17 protein-coding genes and 1 pseudogene are annotated in these 19,505 nt (G+C 46.6%); 14 read left to right on the plus strand and 4 right to left on the minus strand.

The genetic code is table 11. The features are described 5' to 3' along the window. Nucleotides 1–38 precede the first annotated feature (38 nt). A pseudogene (locus A3712_RS02235) lies at nucleotides 39–1,106 on the plus strand (TrkH family potassium uptake protein); the annotation flags it as partial. 26 nt (nucleotides 1,107–1,132) lie between these two features. Beyond that, nucleotides 1,133–1,708, plus strand: coding sequence for a DUF3157 family protein (locus A3712_RS02240; protein ID WP_063522107.1), 576 nt, complete (start codon nucleotides 1,133–1,135; stop codon nucleotides 1,706–1,708). On the opposite strand, the gene trhA is transcribed toward A3712_RS02240, so the two are convergent. Together trhA and A3712_RS02250 are read right to left on the minus strand one after the other, a co-directional pair. Then, nucleotides 1,705–2,358, minus strand: coding sequence for a PAQR family membrane homeostasis protein TrhA (gene trhA, locus A3712_RS02245; protein WP_063522108.1), 654 nt, complete (start codon nucleotides 2,356–2,358; stop codon nucleotides 1,705–1,707). The genes A3712_RS02240 and trhA overlap by 4 nt on opposite strands. A gap of 141 nt (nucleotides 2,359–2,499) precedes the next feature. After that, nucleotides 2,500–3,291 carry a sporulation protein gene (locus A3712_RS02250; protein WP_063522109.1) on the minus strand — a complete coding sequence of 264 codons (792 nt, stop codon included), beginning with the start codon at nucleotides 3,289–3,291 and terminating at the stop codon, nucleotides 2,500–2,502. A gap of 283 nt (nucleotides 3,292–3,574) precedes the next feature. On the opposite strand from A3712_RS02250, the gene A3712_RS27660 reads away from it, so the two are divergent. From A3712_RS27660 to A3712_RS02275, 6 genes are all read left to right on the plus strand, one after another. Then, nucleotides 3,575–3,742 carry a hypothetical protein gene (locus A3712_RS27660; RefSeq protein WP_197465784.1) on the plus strand — a complete coding sequence of 56 codons (168 nt, stop codon included), beginning with the start codon at nucleotides 3,575–3,577 and terminating at the stop codon, nucleotides 3,740–3,742. A gap of 130 nt (nucleotides 3,743–3,872) precedes the next feature. Beyond that, nucleotides 3,873–4,136, plus strand: a complete 264-nt coding sequence (locus A3712_RS02255) for a YihD family protein (protein WP_063522110.1) — start codon at nucleotides 3,873–3,875, stop codon at nucleotides 4,134–4,136. 322 nt (nucleotides 4,137–4,458) lie between these two features. Next, entirely contained in the window at nucleotides 4,459–5,877 is a 1,419-nt protein-coding gene (gene ccoG, locus A3712_RS02260; RefSeq protein ID WP_063522111.1) for a cytochrome c oxidase accessory protein CcoG, read from the plus strand. Between the two features lie 71 nt (nucleotides 5,878–5,948). Further along, nucleotides 5,949–6,935, plus strand: a complete 987-nt coding sequence (locus tag A3712_RS02265; RefSeq protein ID WP_063522112.1) for a serine/threonine protein kinase — start codon at nucleotides 5,949–5,951, stop codon at nucleotides 6,933–6,935. 55 nt (nucleotides 6,936–6,990) lie between these two features. Continuing rightward, the gene (locus A3712_RS02270) at nucleotides 6,991–7,590 is read left to right on the plus strand and encodes a thiol:disulfide interchange protein DsbA/DsbL (protein WP_004739316.1); all 600 of its coding nucleotides are present in this window, start codon (nucleotides 6,991–6,993) and stop codon (nucleotides 7,588–7,590) included. A gap of 210 nt (nucleotides 7,591–7,800) precedes the next feature. Beyond that, nucleotides 7,801–8,754, plus strand: a complete 954-nt coding sequence (locus A3712_RS02275; RefSeq protein ID WP_063522113.1) for a DUF2860 domain-containing protein — start codon at nucleotides 7,801–7,803, stop codon at nucleotides 8,752–8,754. A gap of 68 nt (nucleotides 8,755–8,822) precedes the next feature. Here A3712_RS02275 and A3712_RS02280 read toward each other — a convergent pair whose 3' ends face one another. Beyond that, the gene (locus tag A3712_RS02280) at nucleotides 8,823–10,346 is read right to left on the minus strand and encodes a YifB family Mg chelatase-like AAA ATPase (protein WP_063522114.1); all 1,524 of its coding nucleotides are present in this window, start codon (nucleotides 10,344–10,346) and stop codon (nucleotides 8,823–8,825) included. A 472-nt stretch (nucleotides 10,347–10,818) separates the two neighbouring features. On the opposite strand from A3712_RS02280, the gene ilvG reads away from it, so the two are divergent. The 5 genes from ilvG to ilvA are packed head-to-tail and all read left to right on the plus strand — an operon-like array spanning nucleotide 10,819 to nucleotide 17,140. Further along, the gene (gene ilvG / locus A3712_RS02285) at nucleotides 10,819–12,465 is read left to right on the plus strand and encodes an acetolactate synthase 2 catalytic subunit (protein WP_063522115.1); all 1,647 of its coding nucleotides are present in this window, start codon (nucleotides 10,819–10,821) and stop codon (nucleotides 12,463–12,465) included. 1 nt (nucleotide 12,466) lies between these two features. Further along, the gene (gene ilvM, locus A3712_RS02290) at nucleotides 12,467–12,751 is read left to right on the plus strand and encodes an acetolactate synthase 2 small subunit (RefSeq protein ID WP_004739310.1); all 285 of its coding nucleotides are present in this window, start codon (nucleotides 12,467–12,469) and stop codon (nucleotides 12,749–12,751) included. A gap of 12 nt (nucleotides 12,752–12,763) precedes the next feature. Next, a complete protein-coding gene (locus A3712_RS02295; protein ID WP_004739309.1) occupies nucleotides 12,764–13,717 on the plus strand; it encodes a branched-chain amino acid transaminase in 954 nt (317 codons plus the stop codon). 33 nt (nucleotides 13,718–13,750) lie between these two features. Next, a complete protein-coding gene (ilvD, locus tag A3712_RS02300) occupies nucleotides 13,751–15,592 on the plus strand; it encodes a dihydroxy-acid dehydratase (protein WP_063522116.1) in 1,842 nt (613 codons plus the stop codon). A gap of 3 nt (nucleotides 15,593–15,595) precedes the next feature. Next, nucleotides 15,596–17,140, plus strand: a complete 1,545-nt coding sequence (gene ilvA, locus A3712_RS02305; RefSeq protein ID WP_063522117.1) for a threonine ammonia-lyase, biosynthetic — start codon at nucleotides 15,596–15,598, stop codon at nucleotides 17,138–17,140. A gap of 71 nt (nucleotides 17,141–17,211) precedes the next feature. Here ilvA and punR read toward each other — a convergent pair whose 3' ends face one another. Continuing rightward, nucleotides 17,212–18,126 carry a DNA-binding transcriptional activator PunR gene (punR, locus tag A3712_RS02310; protein WP_063522118.1) on the minus strand — a complete coding sequence of 305 codons (915 nt, stop codon included), beginning with the start codon at nucleotides 18,124–18,126 and terminating at the stop codon, nucleotides 17,212–17,214. Nucleotides 18,127–18,289: 163 nt separating this feature from the next. On the opposite strand from punR, the gene punC reads away from it, so the two are divergent. Further along, nucleotides 18,290–19,501: a purine nucleoside transporter PunC gene (gene punC / locus A3712_RS02315; RefSeq protein ID WP_063522119.1), complete on the plus strand. Its 1,212-nt coding sequence runs from the start codon at nucleotides 18,290–18,292 to the stop codon at nucleotides 19,499–19,501. Nucleotides 19,502–19,505 lie beyond the last annotated feature (4 nt).

A 19,505-nucleotide genomic window follows, 5' to 3' on the forward strand; every position in this document is an offset into this window, starting at 1 on the left:
GGCATCGTACTTTTTGACGTTACTGCTTCTTNNGTNTTCTGCTGTGGCGCTCAATACTGCAATGGCTTGGTGGCATTGGTTTCATCGTAATGGCGGTGGCAGTACTGCCGATGCTCAACGTCGGTGGTATGCGCCTATTCCAAACTGAGTCTTCCGATTGGTCCGATAAAAGTAGCCCTCGAGCAAAAACAGTCGCCAAGAACATCGTAGCGGTTTATCTCGTATTAACGGGCTTATGCCTAGTGAGCTACCTGTTTGCAGGCATGAGCGTGTTTGATGCCATCAACCACTCGTTTACCACACTATCGACTGGCGGTTACTCGACTTCAGATGGCTCGATGAACCACTTCTCAAATAGCGCTCACTGGGTGGGCACTCTGTTCATGTTCCTCGGTGGCTTACCGTTCCTACTTTTTGTTAGCGCATTGCGCGGTAGAAAACTGTCTATCCTCTACAAAGATGCTCAAGTGAGAGGCTTCACTTACCTATTCTTGTTCACCAGTGTAGTCATTTCAGCATGGCTAGTGGTGAGAGATGGCTACACCGTTTTGGATGCACTGCGTGTTTCTATGTTCAACATCGTATCCGTGGTCACCACTACCGGTTTTGGTTTGGAAGACTTCACAGCATGGGGCGCTCTACCCACCACCTTGTTTGCCTTCTTGATGATGGCTGGCGCATGTTCAGGTTCAACCTCGGGTGGTATCAAGATCTTCCGCTTCCAGATAGCGATGACGATGCTTCACAAACAGATGATGAAGTTGATTCACCCATCAGGCGTATTTGTTCAACGCTACAATCAACGTCCTGTGAGCGACGATATCGTGCGCTCATTGGTAGCATTTGGTTTGATGTTCTTTATTACGATTATCTTAATCGCTGGCGGTTTGAGTGCGATGGGATTGGACCCAATCACCAGTATCTCTGGTGCTGTGACGGCAGTTGCTAACGTAGGCCCAGGAATGGGTAGTGTTATCGGTCCAACAGGTAACTTTGCTCCACTGCCAGACGGTGCTAAATGGTTACTAAGCTTCGGCATGTTGATGGGAAGACTCGAGATCCTGACGCTTATCGTTCTATTCTTCCCAGCCTTCTGGCGACGCTAGTTACACAAATACTTAAGGATATAGAGATGAGATCATACCTACTTATCGCAAGCGCACTGCTGAGCAGTTCGGCATTGGCCGATCAGATGGTGACTCTGCAAGATGGCAAACAGATATTGCTGAAAGATGATTTTACGTGGCAATACATGGCACCACAGCAGAAAACCAAAGAAGCAGTAACGTCAAAAAGTACGATGCCTGTTGCTGCCGCACCTGTTGTCGCCGTTCCGGTTGCAACGAATGTGCAAGGTACGACGATTGTTGTTGATAGCAAGAAGCCAAGCCTGCAGCTGTCACAATCAGGGGTTGATGTGGTACTCGGTGCTAGCCACTATGAAGATGGTGAGCTGATTATCCCAACGGCGATTACCAACCAAAGCACACAAGCTGTGATCTTGGTATCGGTAAAGCTCGACCTTTATTCTGCCAGCGGTGAGCTTTTAGAAGAGAAAACGGTCTCCGTTTGGAAATCAATCAAGCGTATAGCAGATACCTACCTTCGGCCAAAAACGGATGCTGAAGGCACCTCGATCAAGCTAGAGGTTGAGCAGTACCCTGAGTACCAAATTAAAGCAGAAATCGTTGAAGTACTGACTCGCTAAACCGGGGTCACGTACAGATAGATCGCGAAGAAGTGGCAAGCGCAACCCGCCAACACAAACAAGTGCCAGATGGCATGATTGTAAGGGATGCGCTTAGCTACATAGAAAATCACACCTAACGAGTAAATCACGCCACCGAGTGCTAACAACACCAAGCCGCCCATATCAATATTCATCGCCAGTTGATACACCACGATCAGTGACAACCAGCCCATTGCTAAGTAAGTCACCAATGACAAGCGCTTAAATCGGTAGACGAAGGCTATCTTCATAATAATACCGACCAGTGCAATTCCCCAAATCACCGCCATCAAGCCCATCGCTAGTGGCGTTCTTAAGCTAACCAGTAAGAATGGTGTGTAGCTGCCTGCTATCAGTAGGTAAATCGCGCAGTGATCGAGAGTTTTCAGCAGGCGTTTGGTTTTCTCGGTAGTGATAGAGTGGTAAAGCGTAGAAGCAAGAAACAACAGGATAATACTGCTGCCATACACCGCCATACTGGTAATCGTCAGTGTGTCGGCTTGATGGTCAAACGCACGGATCAGTAGCAGGATTAGACCAACCACGCCAAGTACAACGCCCAAGCCATGGGTTATCGCATTGGCGCGTTCTTCGATGTCACTGTATTCGCTCGCCGATGATGCAGACATGATTATCCTACTAGAGTAAATGTTCGATAACGCTAGTATTACACATTAAGCGTACACGTGTAAGCTTAAATTTTTATGACATGTAGAACTTCAGAAGATCAGAGACAACCGATCCCTTAAACATCATTTATTAAGAAAACACTAAGACGCGTTTTCTAGGTACTCAATGACCATCTTACCCGCCTCTTCTGGGGAGGTATCGAGTGGAACGCTCAACTGTCGATGCAATTGGCCAATGCCTAGCAAGCTTGCCAACATACCTTTTGCCCCATCGCGATTGCGGTCTATTTCAAACCATAGCTTAAGTTCTTTGTCATCTCGATGAGCAACCACTTCCAACTCGCGCCAGCGGCCATGGTAAGGCCCAGTAGTTGGAACAAACTCAAACTCTTGAACAAATGGTAGTTCAAAGCCATCAACCGCCTCACACTCAACCTGACGAATACGTAGGCCTTGAGCTTCCAGTTCGTTAAAAATGCCATCAAGGAGTGCATCAGGGCGAACCGTTAAGATATCTTTATCCGAGGGGTCAATCGCCATCGCGATGTCTAACCCTGTTTCCAGCCACACCTTGGAATCGCCAATCGTCACCGGTGTGTTCAACGGAACATCAAACTCACACTCAAAGTCGCGAGTTTCACCCGGCTGAATAACAAACGCGTATGGCAGACTCCATTTTGCTAGTGAGTATTTCTGCTGCATGCGGCGTGTTTGACCGCCCTCTTGCCTTTGCGAGTTCATGGTGACTTCTTTGACGTAACGACAGCACAGATTAAGATCGATATTGTCGATCTCCTGCGGCTGGGCGCCACCATACACATGCACAATAATGCTCGCCTTCTGCCCTGGGTACAGCACTTCCTGTTGCAATACAGAATCGACCTTGGCCGACCCAATACCAAAACTTGCTAACGTTTTCTTTAAGAACGACATATGCACCTCCTTTAAAGCATCATCTTAAGCCTGAAAGAGGTTCAAACTCAAATATACTGCTCACACAATTTTAGCTCTAATATCGTCTATTTATCACTCAAGCGTCGATCGATAACTGAGATAGTGATAATCTGATACTCGGTATGCATGCATATCATTATCCTGATTTACTATTCGGATTGGCGGAAGCCAGACGAGTGACTCTTTAAGCAATTGAGGCGGATCTCATAGTGAATCAGGCCATTAGATTGGCAATGGATATGCCTGACCGTTAGGTAAATTAATGCGCCCAACAGCTGTCAGGTTCTCGCACACCAACCGTAGTGCGATGCGTCGTCGTAGTGGCTTTGTTGCTACTCCAACGGCAAAAAAATTGGCTCCTACAATGACTTTAGTTGAGAAGACTGCTTTATTAGCACCGACTACAACAAAAGAAATTAAAGCCGCTTAACAAAAAGCGCAGTTTTTACTGCGCTTTTTTCTTGCCTGACATACTCTGGAAATGCGTTTGCACGTTGGTATTCCTTAACCGATTTGATACCTTAACCACAAATCATTATAAAATTTGTGGAGAATAAAGTATGAAGTGTCACCGCATAGAAGAACTGCTTGAACTGATGGAGTCTGAGTGGCAAAAAGATCAAGAGCTTAACTTATTGGAGTTCATCATTAAGCTGTCAAAAGAAGCAGGCTACGATGGCAAGCTTGAAGACCTGACTGACGATGTGCTTATCTACCATCTGAAAATGCGCAACAGCGAGAAAGATGAAATGATTCCAGGCCTTAAAAAAGACCAAGAAGACGATTTCAAAACCGCAATCCTAAAAGCACGTGGCCTACTTTAATCATCTCTATGTGTTAAAACGCGATCTCGCTATAGATAAATAGCTCAATTTAAAAAAGCGACCACTCGGTCGCTTTTTTGTTTCTGTTCGCTATTTTTTCGTCACAACTGTTATGACTTTTGTTGTTAAAGGTTGATTGCGTTAAAGAAATGACAACAAGATTGTCGCTATAATCGCCACCCATAAGGGTCTTCTAAAATAATAAGAGTGAGTGCTCTTTCAGCCTTGCACCAAACTTAAACTTAGATCCTCTCACATCATATTTTTAAAGCAATGTCGTCAATACTCTCGAAGAAGGGTATAGCCACCAAAAGGATAGTCCATGAGTCAGGATAAAATCGATATCAAAGATGTGACTCCTAAAACCTTTAACCCTAAGACACATAAAGGTAATGGAGATCGCTTTAACCCAAATAACCGAATCTATGTTCGAGAAAGCAAAGGTAAATTCCAACAATTACGCCGCTACGGCGGTTGGTTCTTACTTTTACTTTTTTCGCTGACCCCATGGATTCCATTTGGAGAGCGACAAGCAATCTTGCTCGATATCGGTAGCCAGCAGTTCAACTTCTTCGGCACCACGTTATACCCGCAAGATCTAACCCTACTCGCGATCTTATTCATGATTGCCGCCTTTGGCCTGTTCTTTATCACCACCTTTTTAGGCCGTGTTTGGTGTGGTTACCTGTGCCCGCAAACCGTATGGACCTTCATGTATATCTGGTTCGAAGAGAAACTGGAAGGTGCTGCCAATAAGCGAAGAAAACAAGATTCTGGCAAGTTGACCACCAACCTGATGATCAGAAAAACCATCAAGCACATTGCGTGGTGGGCGATTGCGATTGCGACCGGTTTAACCTTTGTTGGTTACTTCATTCCAATCAAAGAACTAGTGGTTGGTTTCTTTACCTTTAACTCTTCGTTCTGGCCTGTGTTCTGGGTACTGTTCTTCGCAGGCTGTACTTATGCCAACGCTGGTTGGATGCGTTCAATTGTGTGTCTGCACATGTGTCCTTATGCTCGCTTCCAATCTGCGATGTTTGATAAAGATACTTTCATCGTAGGCTACGATAACAAGCGTGGTGAGAGCCGTGGCCCTCGTTCTCGCAAGGCGGACCCAAAAGCGCTTGGTCTTGGCGACTGTATTGACTGTAACTTGTGTGTGCAAGTGTGTCCGACGGGCATTGATATCCGTGACGGCCTGCAATACGAATGTATTAACTGTGGTGCGTGTATTGATGCTTGTGATAAGACCATGGAGCGTATGGGCTATGACAAAGGACTGATTAACTACACTACGGAGCATAGGCTTGAAGGACGATCGACTAAAGTAATGCGTCCTAAGTTATTGGGCTATGGTGCAATACTTGTTCTTATGCTTGGCTTGTTCTTTGTACAAATCGCTAGCGTCGACCCAGCAGGATTAAGCGTTCTGCGTGATAGAAACCAACTGTTCAGAGTCAACACTCAAGGGCTGGTTGAAAACACCTATACCCTCAAAGTGATCAATAAGACTCAACAAGAACAAGAGTACAAGCTCGAAGTCAACGGATTACCAGGTTCAATTTGGTACGGCAAGCAGACCGTGACGGTTGCTCCGGGCGAGGTTTTGAACCTACCTATCAGTTTAGGTGCCGATCCTGAGAAACTGAGCTCACCTGTTTCGACAATTCAGTTTATACTCTCGGATAATGAAGAGTTTACGATGGAAGTAGAAAGCCGCTTTATCAAGAAGCTCTGATACTAATCACACACGATTGGTATAACACCTAATAAATGGAAAAAGGCTCAGTAATGAGCCTTTTTTATTATATGACGATGCAAGCCTTTAACTTTGATAACCTGACCCCCGACTTCATGTGGTACGCACTGGAGAGCATTGGGGTACGAGCTGAGTCCGGGCTCCTTGCTCTGAACAGCTACGAAAACCGGGTCTATCAATTCACCGATGAAGACCGTAAACGCTACGTCGTTAAGTTTTATCGCCCTCAGCGCTGGAACAAAGCACAGATCCAAGAAGAGCATGACTTTGCATTAGAGCTCATCGACCAAGAAATTCCCATCGCGCCTCCAATGCGTATCAATGGTGCTACCTTGCATGAGTATCAAGGCTACCTGTTCGCGCTATTTGAGAGCGTCGGTGGCAGACAGTATGAAGTAGATAATCTGGATCAATTAGAAGGCGTTGGCCGTTTCCTTGGCAGAATTCATAAGGCGAGTGCAGCGAAAACCTTTCAGCATCGTCCGACGATCAGCCTAAATGAATATCTGCATCAACCACGTAAGATATTAGAAAACTCTCAGTTTATCCCGATGCATCTAGAGAACGCCTTCTTTAACGACATCGACTTGCTGATCAAAGAGTTAGAGAGTCAATGGCCGAACAACGTTGAGAACATCCGCCTGCATGGTGATTGCCACCCAGGTAATATCTTATGGCGCGATGGACCAATGTTCGTCGATCTCGATGATGCACGTAACGGCCCAGCCGTCCAAGACCTATGGATGCTGCTGAATGGTGAACGCCAAGATAAGCTGATGCAACTGGATATTCTGCTAGAGAATTACCAAGAGTTTTGCGATTTTAATAGCTCACAACTGAAACTAATTGAGCCCCTGCGCGGTCTACGTATGGTGCATTACATGGCATGGTTAGCTAAGCGATGGGACGATCCAGCGTTTCCGTTGGCCTTCCCATGGTTCAATGACCCTAAATATTGGGAGCAACAAGTACTTGCTTGTAAAGAACAAATTGCTACCCTGCAAGAGCCACCACTTTCGTTAATGCCTCAGTGGTAACCGCAATCGCAACATATAACTAGATAAAAATTCAAACATAATGGAGATTGAATAAATGAAAAAGCTATTCGCATTTTTCTCATTGATCATGTTGAGCCTGTCAGCTCACGCTGCGAAATTTAACGAAGGTGAGCACTATAAAGTTCTTGATCTAAAAGCATCAAAGAAACCTATGGTAACTGAATTCTTCTCGTTCTACTGCCCACACTGTAATAGCTTTGAACCTATCATCCAGCAGCTAAAACAGCAGTTACCGAAAGACGCTACGCTGCAGAAAAACCATGTTTCATTCATGGGTGGCAAGATGGGCCTGCCAATGAGCAAAGCTTACGCGACTATGATTGCACTAAAAGTCGAAGACAAAATGGTACCAGTGATGTTTAACCGCATTCACAATATGCGCAAGCCACCACGCGATGAAGCAGAACTGCGTCAAATCTTTATAGATGAAGGGATTGATGCGAAGAAGTTTGATGCGGCTTACAACGGCTTTGCAGTAGATTCCATGGTTCGTCGCTTTGATAAAGCATTCAAAGATAGCGGCCTTTCTGGTGTTCCTGCCGTTATAGTAAATAATCGTTACCTAGTAGAAGCACAAGGCATCAACGGCCTAGATGAATACTTCGAATTGGTTAACTTCTTACTGAAAAAGTAAAAAATCAAAATCCAAATTAAGGAAGCTTTGGCTTCCTTTTTTGCACCAGGCACTTTTTAGTTATCTCTCACAAAAATATTGTTTGGGGACACGGTTCAGTCAACACTTATAAGACACACGATAAAGTGAACTTTTAGGCGTTATTGTTTTCTACAGCTTTTTATCAATATCGATTTATTGCTACCGATCACTGGGGCAAGGAGCCTCTGAATGAAAATCAAATATACATTATTAGCGCTTAGTGTTGCCGCTGCGCCCGCATTTGCCAAGCTTGCTGATGAGCAAGGCTTCAGTGGTGAAATCTCTATCAACACAGGTGTCACATCTTCGACCTCAAACTTTAATACCGACGCTGACAGTAAGATCTCCTCAACCAATCAAAAAGCTTCGTCTGATAGCTCATTTTTAGTTTCACCTCTCGGCCACATTGCTTATACCTTTGGTGAAACGCTAAACCATCAGGTTTATACTGGTACTGCACGTGATGACGTGGCAACGGGTACTGTAGTGCTTGAGTTAGGTTATAAATACCAGCTTAATTCTGGCATGGTGATTGACGCATCCATTCTGCCGACGATAATGTCTGGTGAAACTTGGGCTGATCCATACAAAACGAGCTCATCTCGTAGTAAAACCGATGAAACCGGTAATGCGTTCCGTCTAAAACTAGAAAGTATTGCTGGCTCTGCGTTCTCACTAGATATGGCTTACGCAATTAAAGATGTGAAAAACGATCTAGTTGAAGACGCACTAAAGCGCGATGCCGATACCTTCTACATAAAAGGTCAGTATCGCCAACCTATCAGCAGCACCATGATGTTAGTGCCGTCTTTAATTTATCAATCCAGTGATGCAGAAGGCGATGCGGCATCGTTCGAACAGTTCGGTGGTGAGGTTAGCTTGTTTGGTGGTATAGGTCGTCACCAATACGCACTAACAGCGGGTTACAATCAGCGCTCTTACGATGCAAGCAGCATGACTTTCCAAAAGAAGCGCAGTGATGACAACATCAACCTATTCGCAGCATATGAATATGATCAATTCATGGATTGGGAAAACTGGTCGTTCGTTTCTCTTGCAGGTTACGGTACGAGCGACTCGAATATTACCTTCTATGATGAGTCTCAATACATTGTTTCTGTTGGCTTGAACTACAAGTTCTAACCCCAGCCGATACGGATGCACTATCAAACCAAAGCCTGCATCTATGCAGGCTTTTTTCCTGCTTTTCACTATACAGCTTGTGCCGTAAGTTGCTTCAATAATCTATCCATCGCGCGATAACCGAGAGCCTCCGATAAGTGTTTCTTTTCTATCTGCTCGTTACCATCCAGATCAGCAATAGTTCGTGCGACCTTGATGATTCGGTGATAGGCGCGAATCGATAATCCTAAACGATGCAGTGCTGTTTCGAGAAACTCCGCATCTTCGCGTCTCAATGGGCAGTACTTTTCAATTTCTCGACTACCGAGCAGTGCATTCGATTTTTGGTTCCTAGACAGCATGGTTTGACGAGCCAGCTTAACTCTTTGCTTTACTACTTGGGTGGTCTCGCCGCGATCACCACCTTCGGCGAGCATTCCTTTGGGTAAAAGTGGAATTTCGAGAGACATATCAAATCGGTCAAGCAACGGCCCTGATAGTCGGTTGAGGTAGCGCAATATGATCTGTGGGTTAGCGCGTGCTTGATTGCCCTCGTAGTAACCGGTTGGACTTGGATTTAATGCACCAATTAACTGGAAACGCGCTGGAAAGCGAGTTTTACCCGCCACCCGCGAGATAATGATTTCACCCGACTCCAGTGGCTCACGCAATGAATCGAGCACCTTGCGCTCAAACTCGGGCATCTCATCAAGAAACAAAAGGCCATTGTGCGCCAAAGATATCTCTCCGGGTCGAGGTACAGAGCCACCACCAACCAGCGCAGCCATTGAGCTCGAATGATGTGGTGCGCGAAACGGACGTTGCTTCCAGTTGTACTGATTAATCTCTTGCTGGGTTAACGAAGCCACCGATGCAGTTTCCATCGCCTCGTCATCACTCATGTCAGGTAATAAATCACGTAGACGAGACGCCAACATAGTCTTGCCCGTTCCGGGAGGTCCGAGAAAAAGTAAGTTATGGTTACCCGCCGCTGCGATCTCTAATGCTCGCTTACCCTGCTGTTGGCCAATGATGTCCTGCAAGTCGCGAAGCTCAGACACATCGACTTGATGTTGCTCAGTACGATACAAACCCAGTTGAGCCTGACCACACATATCTGCGCAAACTTCCAATAGGCTTTGGGCCGACTTATGGGCCCCCTTACCCACTAGGGCCGCCTGATCACCATTGTGATGCGGCACAACTAAGCAGCGCTCGACACTATCAGCAGCCAGTGTCGCTGGCAGCACCCCTTTCACTGAGCGCAGTTCTCCAGACAATGCCAATTCACCAATAAACTCATGTTGCGCGATCTTGGAGTTAGGTAGTTGCTCAGAGGCAACTAAGATTCCAAGCGCAATCGGTAAATCAAAACGCCCGCCCTCTTTTGGCAAATCCGCTGGAGCAAGGTTGACCGTGATTCTTTTCGATGGAAACTCAAAGCGAGAATTGATGATGGCACTTCTGACTCTGTCCTTAGACTCTTTGACTGTCGTTTCAGGCAACCCCACCAGCGTGAACCCCGGCATTCCATTGCTGATATGCACCTCAACCGTCACTTCTGGCGCTTCTACCCCCACACTAGCCCGGCTATGAATTATCGCGAGTCCCATAACTTTCCTTTGTCTTTGATTTAAAAGTATTCGCTCTGGATATTCGGTGCGCACCAAAGCAATGAGATTGTTATATAGCTTGGTGAAATGGTGTTTTAATGTGAAAAAAGAATGACATTTTCCTTGTCATGCGACAGATTTGTGTGATAACACTAGAGATGTAGACATTTACTGAACAGAATAAATAAGAAAACTCGAATTATATGAACTTCAACACTCGCATTTACGCACTGATTAACCTGATTATCGTAGTCATTATTGAGACTGCGCGGGGGCGGGTGGGAAAAAAGTAACCACGAATTAGAAAAAACCCCCGCACTGACAAGTCCGGGGGTTTTTTCTAATTTATAGATTCGATTTTTATATTTTTGAACATTTTCGGCTTTGCCGATTTACAGGAAGAATGGGAGCACAAGATGTGCAGAGACAAAGGAAAAAGTTACCAAAATAAAGGTAATACGGGAGAATTCCGATGAAAGGCGCAGAATTAGTCGTATCCGCACTGAAGCAGCAAGGAATAGAGACCGTATTTGGCTACCCAGGTGGTGCCATCATGCCAATCTACGATGCACTTTATGACGGTGGAGTTGAACATATCTTATGTCGCCATGAGCAAGGCGCAGCAATGGCTGCGATAGGTATGGCTCGTGCAACACAAGATGTGGCAGTATGTATGGCAACCTCAGGCCCTGGTGCTACTAACCTAGTCACAGGCCTAGCCGATGCCTTTATGGATTCTATCCCACTGGTTGCAATCACAGGTCAAGTTGCAAGCTCCCACATAGGTACCGATGCATTCCAAGAGATGGATGTGATTGGTATGTCTCTATCATGTACTAAACACAGCTACCTAGTCACCGACATTGAAGAGCTAGCTCCAACACTAGCTGAAGCGTTTGTGGTAGCAAAATCTGGCCGACCAGGCCCCGTTATCGTTGATATCGCAAAAGATGTTCAACTGGCTGAAGCTCCTGTTAACTCTCTTCCGGAATTTACTCCTCCTGCAATTCCAGTTGCGACAACCGATGCTATTGAGCAGGCACAATACTTCTTATCTCAAGCAACCCGCCCTGTTTTATACTTAGGTGGTGGTGTGCAACTAGCAAAAGCTACCGACGCAGTTCGTGAGTTCTTACGTCTAAACCCAATGCCAGCAGTAAGTACATTAAAAGGTTTAGGTACCATTGAGCGTGATGACCCACACTACTTAGGCATGTTAGGTATGCACGGCACCAAAGCCGCTAACTTAGTGGTTCAAGAGAGTGATTTATTGATTGTTGTTGGTGCTCGTTTTGATGACCGAGTAACTGGCAAGCTCGATACCTTTGCACCTCACGCTAAGGTTATCCATATCGATATCGATGCAGCTGAGTTCAGCAAACTGCGTCTGGCTAATGCGCCAATTCGTGGTGACATCAACAAGATCATGCCTCAACTAGAGCTTACTCAGGATATCTCTTCTTGGGTTCACCACTCAGAAGGCCTACGTAGCTCATTCAAGTGGCGCTATGATCACCCTGGCGATCTGATCTTTGCTCCACTGCTGTTGAAACAGCTGTCAGACATGATGCCAGCAAGCTCTATCGTTTCAACCGATGTGGGCCAACACCAAATGTGGGCTGCGCAACACATTCAACCTCGCGATCCACAGAACTTCATCACCTCTGCTGGTTTAGGCACCATGGGCTTTGGTTTACCAGCCGCTATGGGTGCTTCGGTTGGCCGTCCTGATGACCAATCTATCCTTATCTCTGGCGATGGCTCATTCATGATGAATGTGCAAGAGCTTGGTACGCTAAAGCGCCGCCAGATCCCAGTGAAGATGGTACTGCTAAACAACTCTCGCTTGGGTATGGTTCGTCAATGGCAATCGCTATTCTTTGATGGTCGCCATAGTGAGACCATCTTAGATGACAACCCAGACTTCGTTATGCTTGCAAAAGCGTTCGATATTCCAGGCAAGACCATCACTCGCAAAGAAGAAGTAGAACCCGCTCTAAAAGAGATGCTTGAGAGCAAGACGGCTTACTTACTTCATGTTCTTATCGATGAAGAAGAGAACGTATGGCCACTAGTACCGCCAGGTGCTTCAAACAGTGATATGTTGGAGAACACATAACATGAAAAGATACCTATTAGACATCAAAGCCGATGATAAGCCAGTACTACTAGAGCGTGTTCTTCGTGTTATTCGTCACCGTGGTTTCATCGTTAAGCAAGTAGCCGGCACTCAGAACCATGAAAGCAAGATCGCCAGCGTTGAGATCATTGTCGACAGTGAGCGTCCAATCTCCTTCTTGGTCAATCAAATCGAAAAACTGTGGGATGTGCGTACCGTTGACGTTATCTCTATCAGTCGTAATGAATTGCCAAACAACAACTTACAACAAAAGATAAGTGCATAAGGAACCGAAAACATGACAGCAAAAACGGCAGACTATATTTGGTTTAACGGTGAAATGGTTCCTTGGGCAGAGGCGAACGTTCACGTCTTAACCCACGCAATGCACTACGGTACTTCAGTGTTTGAAGGTGTTCGTTGCTACGACACGCCAAAAGGTCCGGTGATCTTCCGTCACCCAGAGCACGCAAAGCGCCTGAAAGACTCAGCTAAAATTTACCGCTTCCCGATTCCTTATACAGAGGAAGAAATTATGGAAGCGACTCGTGAAACACTACGTCAAAACAAGCTAGAGTCTGCGTACATCCGCCCTCTAGGCTTTGTTGGTAACGTTGGTTTGGGTGTATGCCCTCCAGAAAACACGGAGATGGACCTAATCATCGCCGCTTTCCCTTGGGGCTCTTACCTAGGTGAAGAAGCGCTAGAAAATGGCGTAGATGCGATGATCTCAAGCTGGAACCGTGCAGCTCCAAACACCATCCCAACGGCTGCGAAAGCGGGTGGTAACTACCTCTCATCACTACTGGTTGGTGGTGAAGCACGCCGTCATGGTTACGATGAAGGTATCGCTCTCAGTGTCGATGGTTATCTTTCTGAAGGTGCAGGTGAAAACATCTTTGTAGTACGTAATGGCGTGCTATCCACACCACCAGCGACCAGTGCAATTCTGCCGGGTATCACGCGTGATTCAATCATGACGCTAGCAAAAGACATGGGTTATGAGATCCGTGAAGAGAACATTGCTCGCGAAGCGCTATACCTTGCCGACGAAGTCTTCATGACAGGCACAGCAGCGGAAATTGTTCCAGTTCGCAGTGTAGACAAAATTACAGTAGGTGAAGGCAAACGCGGTCCTATCACTGAAAAAGTTCAAGCGGCTTACTTTGGTCTTTTCAATGGTACCACTGAAGATAAATGGGGCTGGCTAGACTATGTTTACCCAGAAAACCAAACTTCAGAAAATCAGTAAGCAACAGCCAAATATTTTATAAGGATTTAAGCAATGCCAATCTATCGTTCAGCAACGACTACCCACGGACGCAACATGGCTGGTGCGCGCGCTTTATGGCGTGCAACTGGCGTTAAAGATGATGACTTCGGTAAGCCAATCATCGCAGTTGTAAACTCTTTCACTCAATTCGTACCAGGCCACGTTCACCTTAAAGATATGGGCCAATTGGTTGCGGGTGAAATCGAGAAAGCGGGCGGTATCGCTAAAGAATTCAACACTATCGCAGTTGATGATGGTATCGCAATGGGTCACGGCGGCATGCTGTACTCACTGCCATCACGTGAGCTTATCGCAGACTCAGTCGAGTACATGGTTAACGCTCACTGTGCGGATGCGATGGTATGTATCTCTAACTGTGACAAAATCACTCCGGGAATGATGATGGCGGCTATGCGCCTAAACATCCCAGTGATCTTTGTATCAGGCGGGCCAATGGAAGCAGGTAAAACCAAGCTTTCCGATCAAATCATCAAGCTAGACCTTGTTGATGCGATGATCCAAGGTGCCGATCCAACAATTTCAGATGAGCAAAGTGAGCAAGTAGAACGCTCTGCATGTCCAACATGTGGTTCATGTTCAGGTATGTTCACGGCTAACTCAATGAACTGTCTAACCGAAGCGCTTGGCCTATCTCAGCCAGGTAACGGTTCTATGCTAGCAACCCACGCTGACCGTGAAGAGCTATTCATCAATGCCGGTAAACGTATCGTTGACCTGACTAAGCGTTACTACGAGCAAGATGACGCATCAGCACTGCCTCGCAATATCGCGAACCGCGCTGCCTTTGAAAATGCGATGGCTCTAGATATCGCGATGGGTGGTTCGAGTAACACTGTTCTTCACCTATTGGCAGCGGCTCAAGAGGGTGAAGTCGACTTTGATATGGGTGATATCGACGAGATGTCTCGCCGTGTTCCACACCTATGTAAAGTTGCTCCTTCAACACCGAAATACCACATGGAAGACGTTCACCGCGCTGGTGGTGTAATGGCTATCCTAGGTGAACTAGACCGTGCAGGCCTATTGAATAACCAAACTCGCACCGTGCTTGGCCTGAGTATGCAAGAGCAGCTTGCTCAATACGACATCATGCAGACAGAAGACGAAGCGGTACTTAAGTTCTTCCGCGCGGGCCCAGCAGGTATTCGTACAACTAAAGCCTTCTCGCAAGATTGTCGTTGGGATCGCCTTGATAACGACCGCAAAGAAGGTTGTATCCGTACTAAAGAGAATGCATTCAGCCAAGAAGGTGGCCTAGCGGTACTTTCAGGTAACATCGCCGTTGACGGTTGTATAGTTAAGACAGCAGGCGTTGATGAAGAGAACCTGAAATTCCAAGGTCCAGCTATCGTATTTGAAAGCCAAGACACAGCCGTAGAAGGTATCTTAGGGGGTAAAGTAAAAGCGGGTGAAGTCGTTGTTATCCGTTACGAAGGTCCTAAAGGTGGTCCGGGCATGCAAGAGATGCTTTACCCAACGACTTACCTAAAATCGATGGGCTTAGGTAAGTCTTGTGCACTACTAACGGATGGTCGTTTCTCTGGTGGTACATCGGGCCTATCTATCGGTCACGCTTCTCCAGAAGCAGCAAGTGGCGGTACTATCGGCCTGGTTCAAGATGGCGACATCATCACTATCGACATCCCTAGCCGTTCGATCACACTTGATGTGCCTGAAGCAGAACTAGAAGCACGTCGCATTAAGCAGGATGCACAGGGCTGGAAACCAGCAGATCGTCAGCGTGAAGTCTCATTCGCGCTAAAAGCTTACGCAAGCATGGCGACCAGTGCCGATAAAGGCGCGGTGCGTGATAAGTCGAAGCTTGAGGGCTAATCTATGAGTGATGACACGGTCAGTCCCCAAAAACAAACTGGTGCAGATTACCTGCGTCAGATCCTGAGAGCACCAGTTTACGAAGCTGCAATCGTGACACCTCTGCAAGAGATGCCTCGCTTAAGTGCTCGTATTGGTAATCAGGTTCAGCTAAAGCGTGAAGACCGTCAGCCGGTCCACTCGTTCAAGCTACGTGGTGCCTACAACATGGTATCAAGCCTTTCAGAGCAGCAGAAAGCCGCAGGTGTGATTGCAGCATCGGCGGGTAACCATGCTCAAGGTATGGCGCTGTCCGGTTCTAAGCTTGGTATTCATACCACGATTGTGATGCCAAAAACTACACCAGACATCAAGGTTGATGCTGTACGTGGCTTTGGAGGTAACGTAGTTCTGCACGGCAGCAACTTTGATGAAGCGAAGGCTGAAGCAGAGCGCCTTTCCGCTGAACATGGCTACACCTTTGTGCCTCCTTTCGATCACCCATTGGTGATCGCAGGACAAGGCACCATGGGTATGGAGATGCTTCAGCAAAATGGTCATATGGATTACATCTTTGTGCCTGTCGGTGGTGGTGGTTTAGCTGCTGGTGTTGCAGTGCTGGTTAAGCAGCTGATGCCTGAGATTAAAGTCATCGCGGTTGAACCCGAAGATTCATCTTGCTTGAAAGCAGCGTTAGATGCGGGTGAGCCAGTAGTACTGGATCAAGTCAGCATGTTTGCCGATGGCGTTGCGGTTAAGCGCATTGGTGAAGAGACCTTCCGTCTGTGTCAGCAGTACATCGATGGTCACATTGCTGTCTCTAGCGATGAGATCTGCTCTGCGGTGAAAGACATCTTTGAAGACACTCGTGCGATTGCTGAACCTTCAGGAGCGCTTGCTCTGGCAGGTTTGAAGAAGTTTGCTGAGCAGAACCAATTGCAAGGTAAGCAACTGGCAACCGTACTATCTGGTGCGAATACCAACTTCCATGGTCTGCGCTATGTGTCTGAACGTTGTGAATTGGGTGAGAAGCGTGAAGGTCTGCTTGCGGTTACGATTCCTGAGCGACAAGGTGCCTTCCTAGAGTTCTGTAATATCATTGGCGGCCGTGCTGTGACTGAGTTTAACTACCGTCATAACGATGACAGCCTAGCGAACATCTTCGTCGGTGTACGTCTCAATGGCGGGCAAGAAGAACTCGATCACATCATCAACGACCTGCGTGAAGGTGGCTACCCGGTCGTCGATCTATCTGATGATGAGATGGCAAAACTGCACATTCGCTACATGATTGGTGGCAAGCCATCAAAACCATTGAAAGAGCGCTTATACAGCTTTGAGTTTCCAGAATACCCAGGTGCATTGATTAAGTTCCTTGATACCTTAGGTACTCACTGGAATATCAGCCTGTTCAACTACCGTAACCACGGCGCTGATTACGGCCGTGTATTATGTGGCTTCGAACTGGATGATGATGATTTGGCTCACTTCTCTACTCACCTCACAGAGCTTGGTTATCAGTGTAAAGATGAAACCGATAACCCTTCTTACAAGTTCTTCTTGTCATAAGAGCGAGTTACCAAAACAAAAGAGCGAGTTTTCACTCGCTCTTTTTGATCTTGCCGACAAAGATCTTTCAACTAGATCATTTTGCGATGATCCAACCAATCTCGGTGAAGTTGTTCACTGGATCCTAAATAGTTGACCATCCACTCGATCAATTTGTGGTTTTCGTCTTTTCGCCACACCAAGCAGCACTGACTCAACGGGCTTGGTTCTGGCAAAATTTTCTCCACCAGCAAACCTTGCTCGATAATCGGCGCGGCAATATGCCTTGGCATGTACCCCACTCCAACACCATTCTTCAGGCATTCAATAGCGCTATACCAGTTAGGTAACAGTAAACGCCTTTGATTGGCGTAGTGGCCAGTGTGGCGCTTAGGCAGCACGCTTGAGGTGTCATCCAAACAGATAGCTGGATATTGGCTCACGAACTCTTCATAGAGGTTCTGTTCGCGAACACACGGGTGACTTGGTGACATTACAAACGCCCAATCTAGTTGCCCCATGTCTTTGACTTCAAAATCGCCACCCACTGGTACCGCAGAGGTCGCGCCAATCACGATATCCGCCCTGCCCTGTGCAATCGCTTCCCATGAGCCGTTGAATACCTCCATGTTGATCTGAAGCTCGGCAAACTCAAAGGTTTGATAGAACTCTTCAATCATCGGCTTCATCTTGTCGAGCTTCACCACATTGTCGAGCGTGAGACGCAAAGTTTTCTTCCAACCACGGGCTGCCCGACGAGTCTGGGCACTGACCTCTTCCATTTGCCTCAGTAGTGCACGCGCTTCTTCAATGAACAATTCACCTGCCGGAGTGAGCTCGACCTTTCTCGGTAAACGCCTGAAAAGTAGCACATCCAGTTCTTGTTCGACCTGTCTAACACCATAGCTGATCGCCGAGGGCACTTTGTGCAACTGCTCCGCCGCAGCAGTAAAGCTACCTAAACGCGCTACCGTGTCGAGCATTTCTAAAGAGGATTTAGAGAACATAAGCATTCAAATTTTTTGATTGATAACCACATATTTTAGCGTTTTATTTTATCATATGCGAAAAATAGAATGTCAGCACTAATAAACAGGGACCTTCACCTCTGTATATCAAACAATTTTTTTGATGATAAAAACATCACTACTTTTAGCGTAATGGCATCTTATGAATATTTCTAAATTTCAATTGGTCTACCTTGCAGTACTTTCAATGCTAGGTTTTATCGCGACCGATATGTACCTTCCTGCATTTAAGGCGATGGAGATCGATTTCGCAACCGGCCCCGAGCAGATAGCACTATCTCTTACTGTGTTCCTTGGTGGTATGGCAATGGGTCAACTGCTTTGGGGATTGGCGAGTGATAAATACGGTCACCGTAATACGCTAGCGGTTGGTCTTCTTATTTTCACTGCCGCTTCGTTCGGTTTGGCATTCAGTACTGAAGTTTGGCACCTACTGACGCTGCGCTTCATTCAAGCGATTGGCGTATGTGCACCAGCGGTAATCTGGCAAGCGATGGTTATCAAACGCTACTCTGAGAGCAGCAGCCAACAAATTTTTGCAACCATCATGCCTTTGGTGGCACTGTCTCCAGCTCTGGCACCTCAACTTGGTGTACTGCTGGCAGATAACTTTGGCTGGCACAGCATCTTCGTGACATTAACACTAATGGGTGCGCTGCTAGTGGCAACCACTATGGCTCAACCAAAAGAAGCGCCAGAAGTAAAGCAAACATCAGTGAAAACTGATATCAAGATGCTGCTTAAATCGAAGCCTTACGTGGGTAACGTATTGATGTTTGCATCGGCTTCTGCAGCATTCTTTGCTTACCTGACGGGTATGCCTGAGATCATGGCTCAGCTGGGCTACGAAGCAAAAGACATCGGTCTGAGTTTCATCCCACAGACGATCGCATTCATGGCGGGTGGTTACTTCGGTAAGCAAGCAGTGAAGAAATATGGCGATGGCGTGGTACTAAGAAATCTGATTGGTTTGTTCAGCGTTGCTGCAATGCTTATCTTTATCGCATCACAGTGGGAACTGACATCAATCTGGCCTCTACTTGCACCCTTCTGTCTGATTGCCGCAGCAAATGGCGCACTTTACCCAATCGTGGTAAACCGTGCTCTATCAAGTGCGAAACAAAGCCCAGCAACAGCAGCTGGTCTACAGAATAGCTTGCAAATCAGCATCAGCGGTCTATCAAGCGCATTGGTAGCAGCAATGGCAAGCCAAGCACTAAGTGCAACAGGTATTGCAGTTGTAATTTGTTTAGGCGCACTGTGGATTGGCTACATTGTGTCGAACAAAGAGCTTTCAGAACACTTTGCAGCGCCAGATAACTCCCGTGTTGTAGCAGAAGAGAAGCAAGACTAGTTTC

Origin of the sequence: Vibrio sp. HI00D65 (assembly GCF_001635455.1) — a bacterium.
Lineage (GTDB): Bacteria > Pseudomonadota > Gammaproteobacteria > Enterobacterales > Vibrionaceae > Vibrio.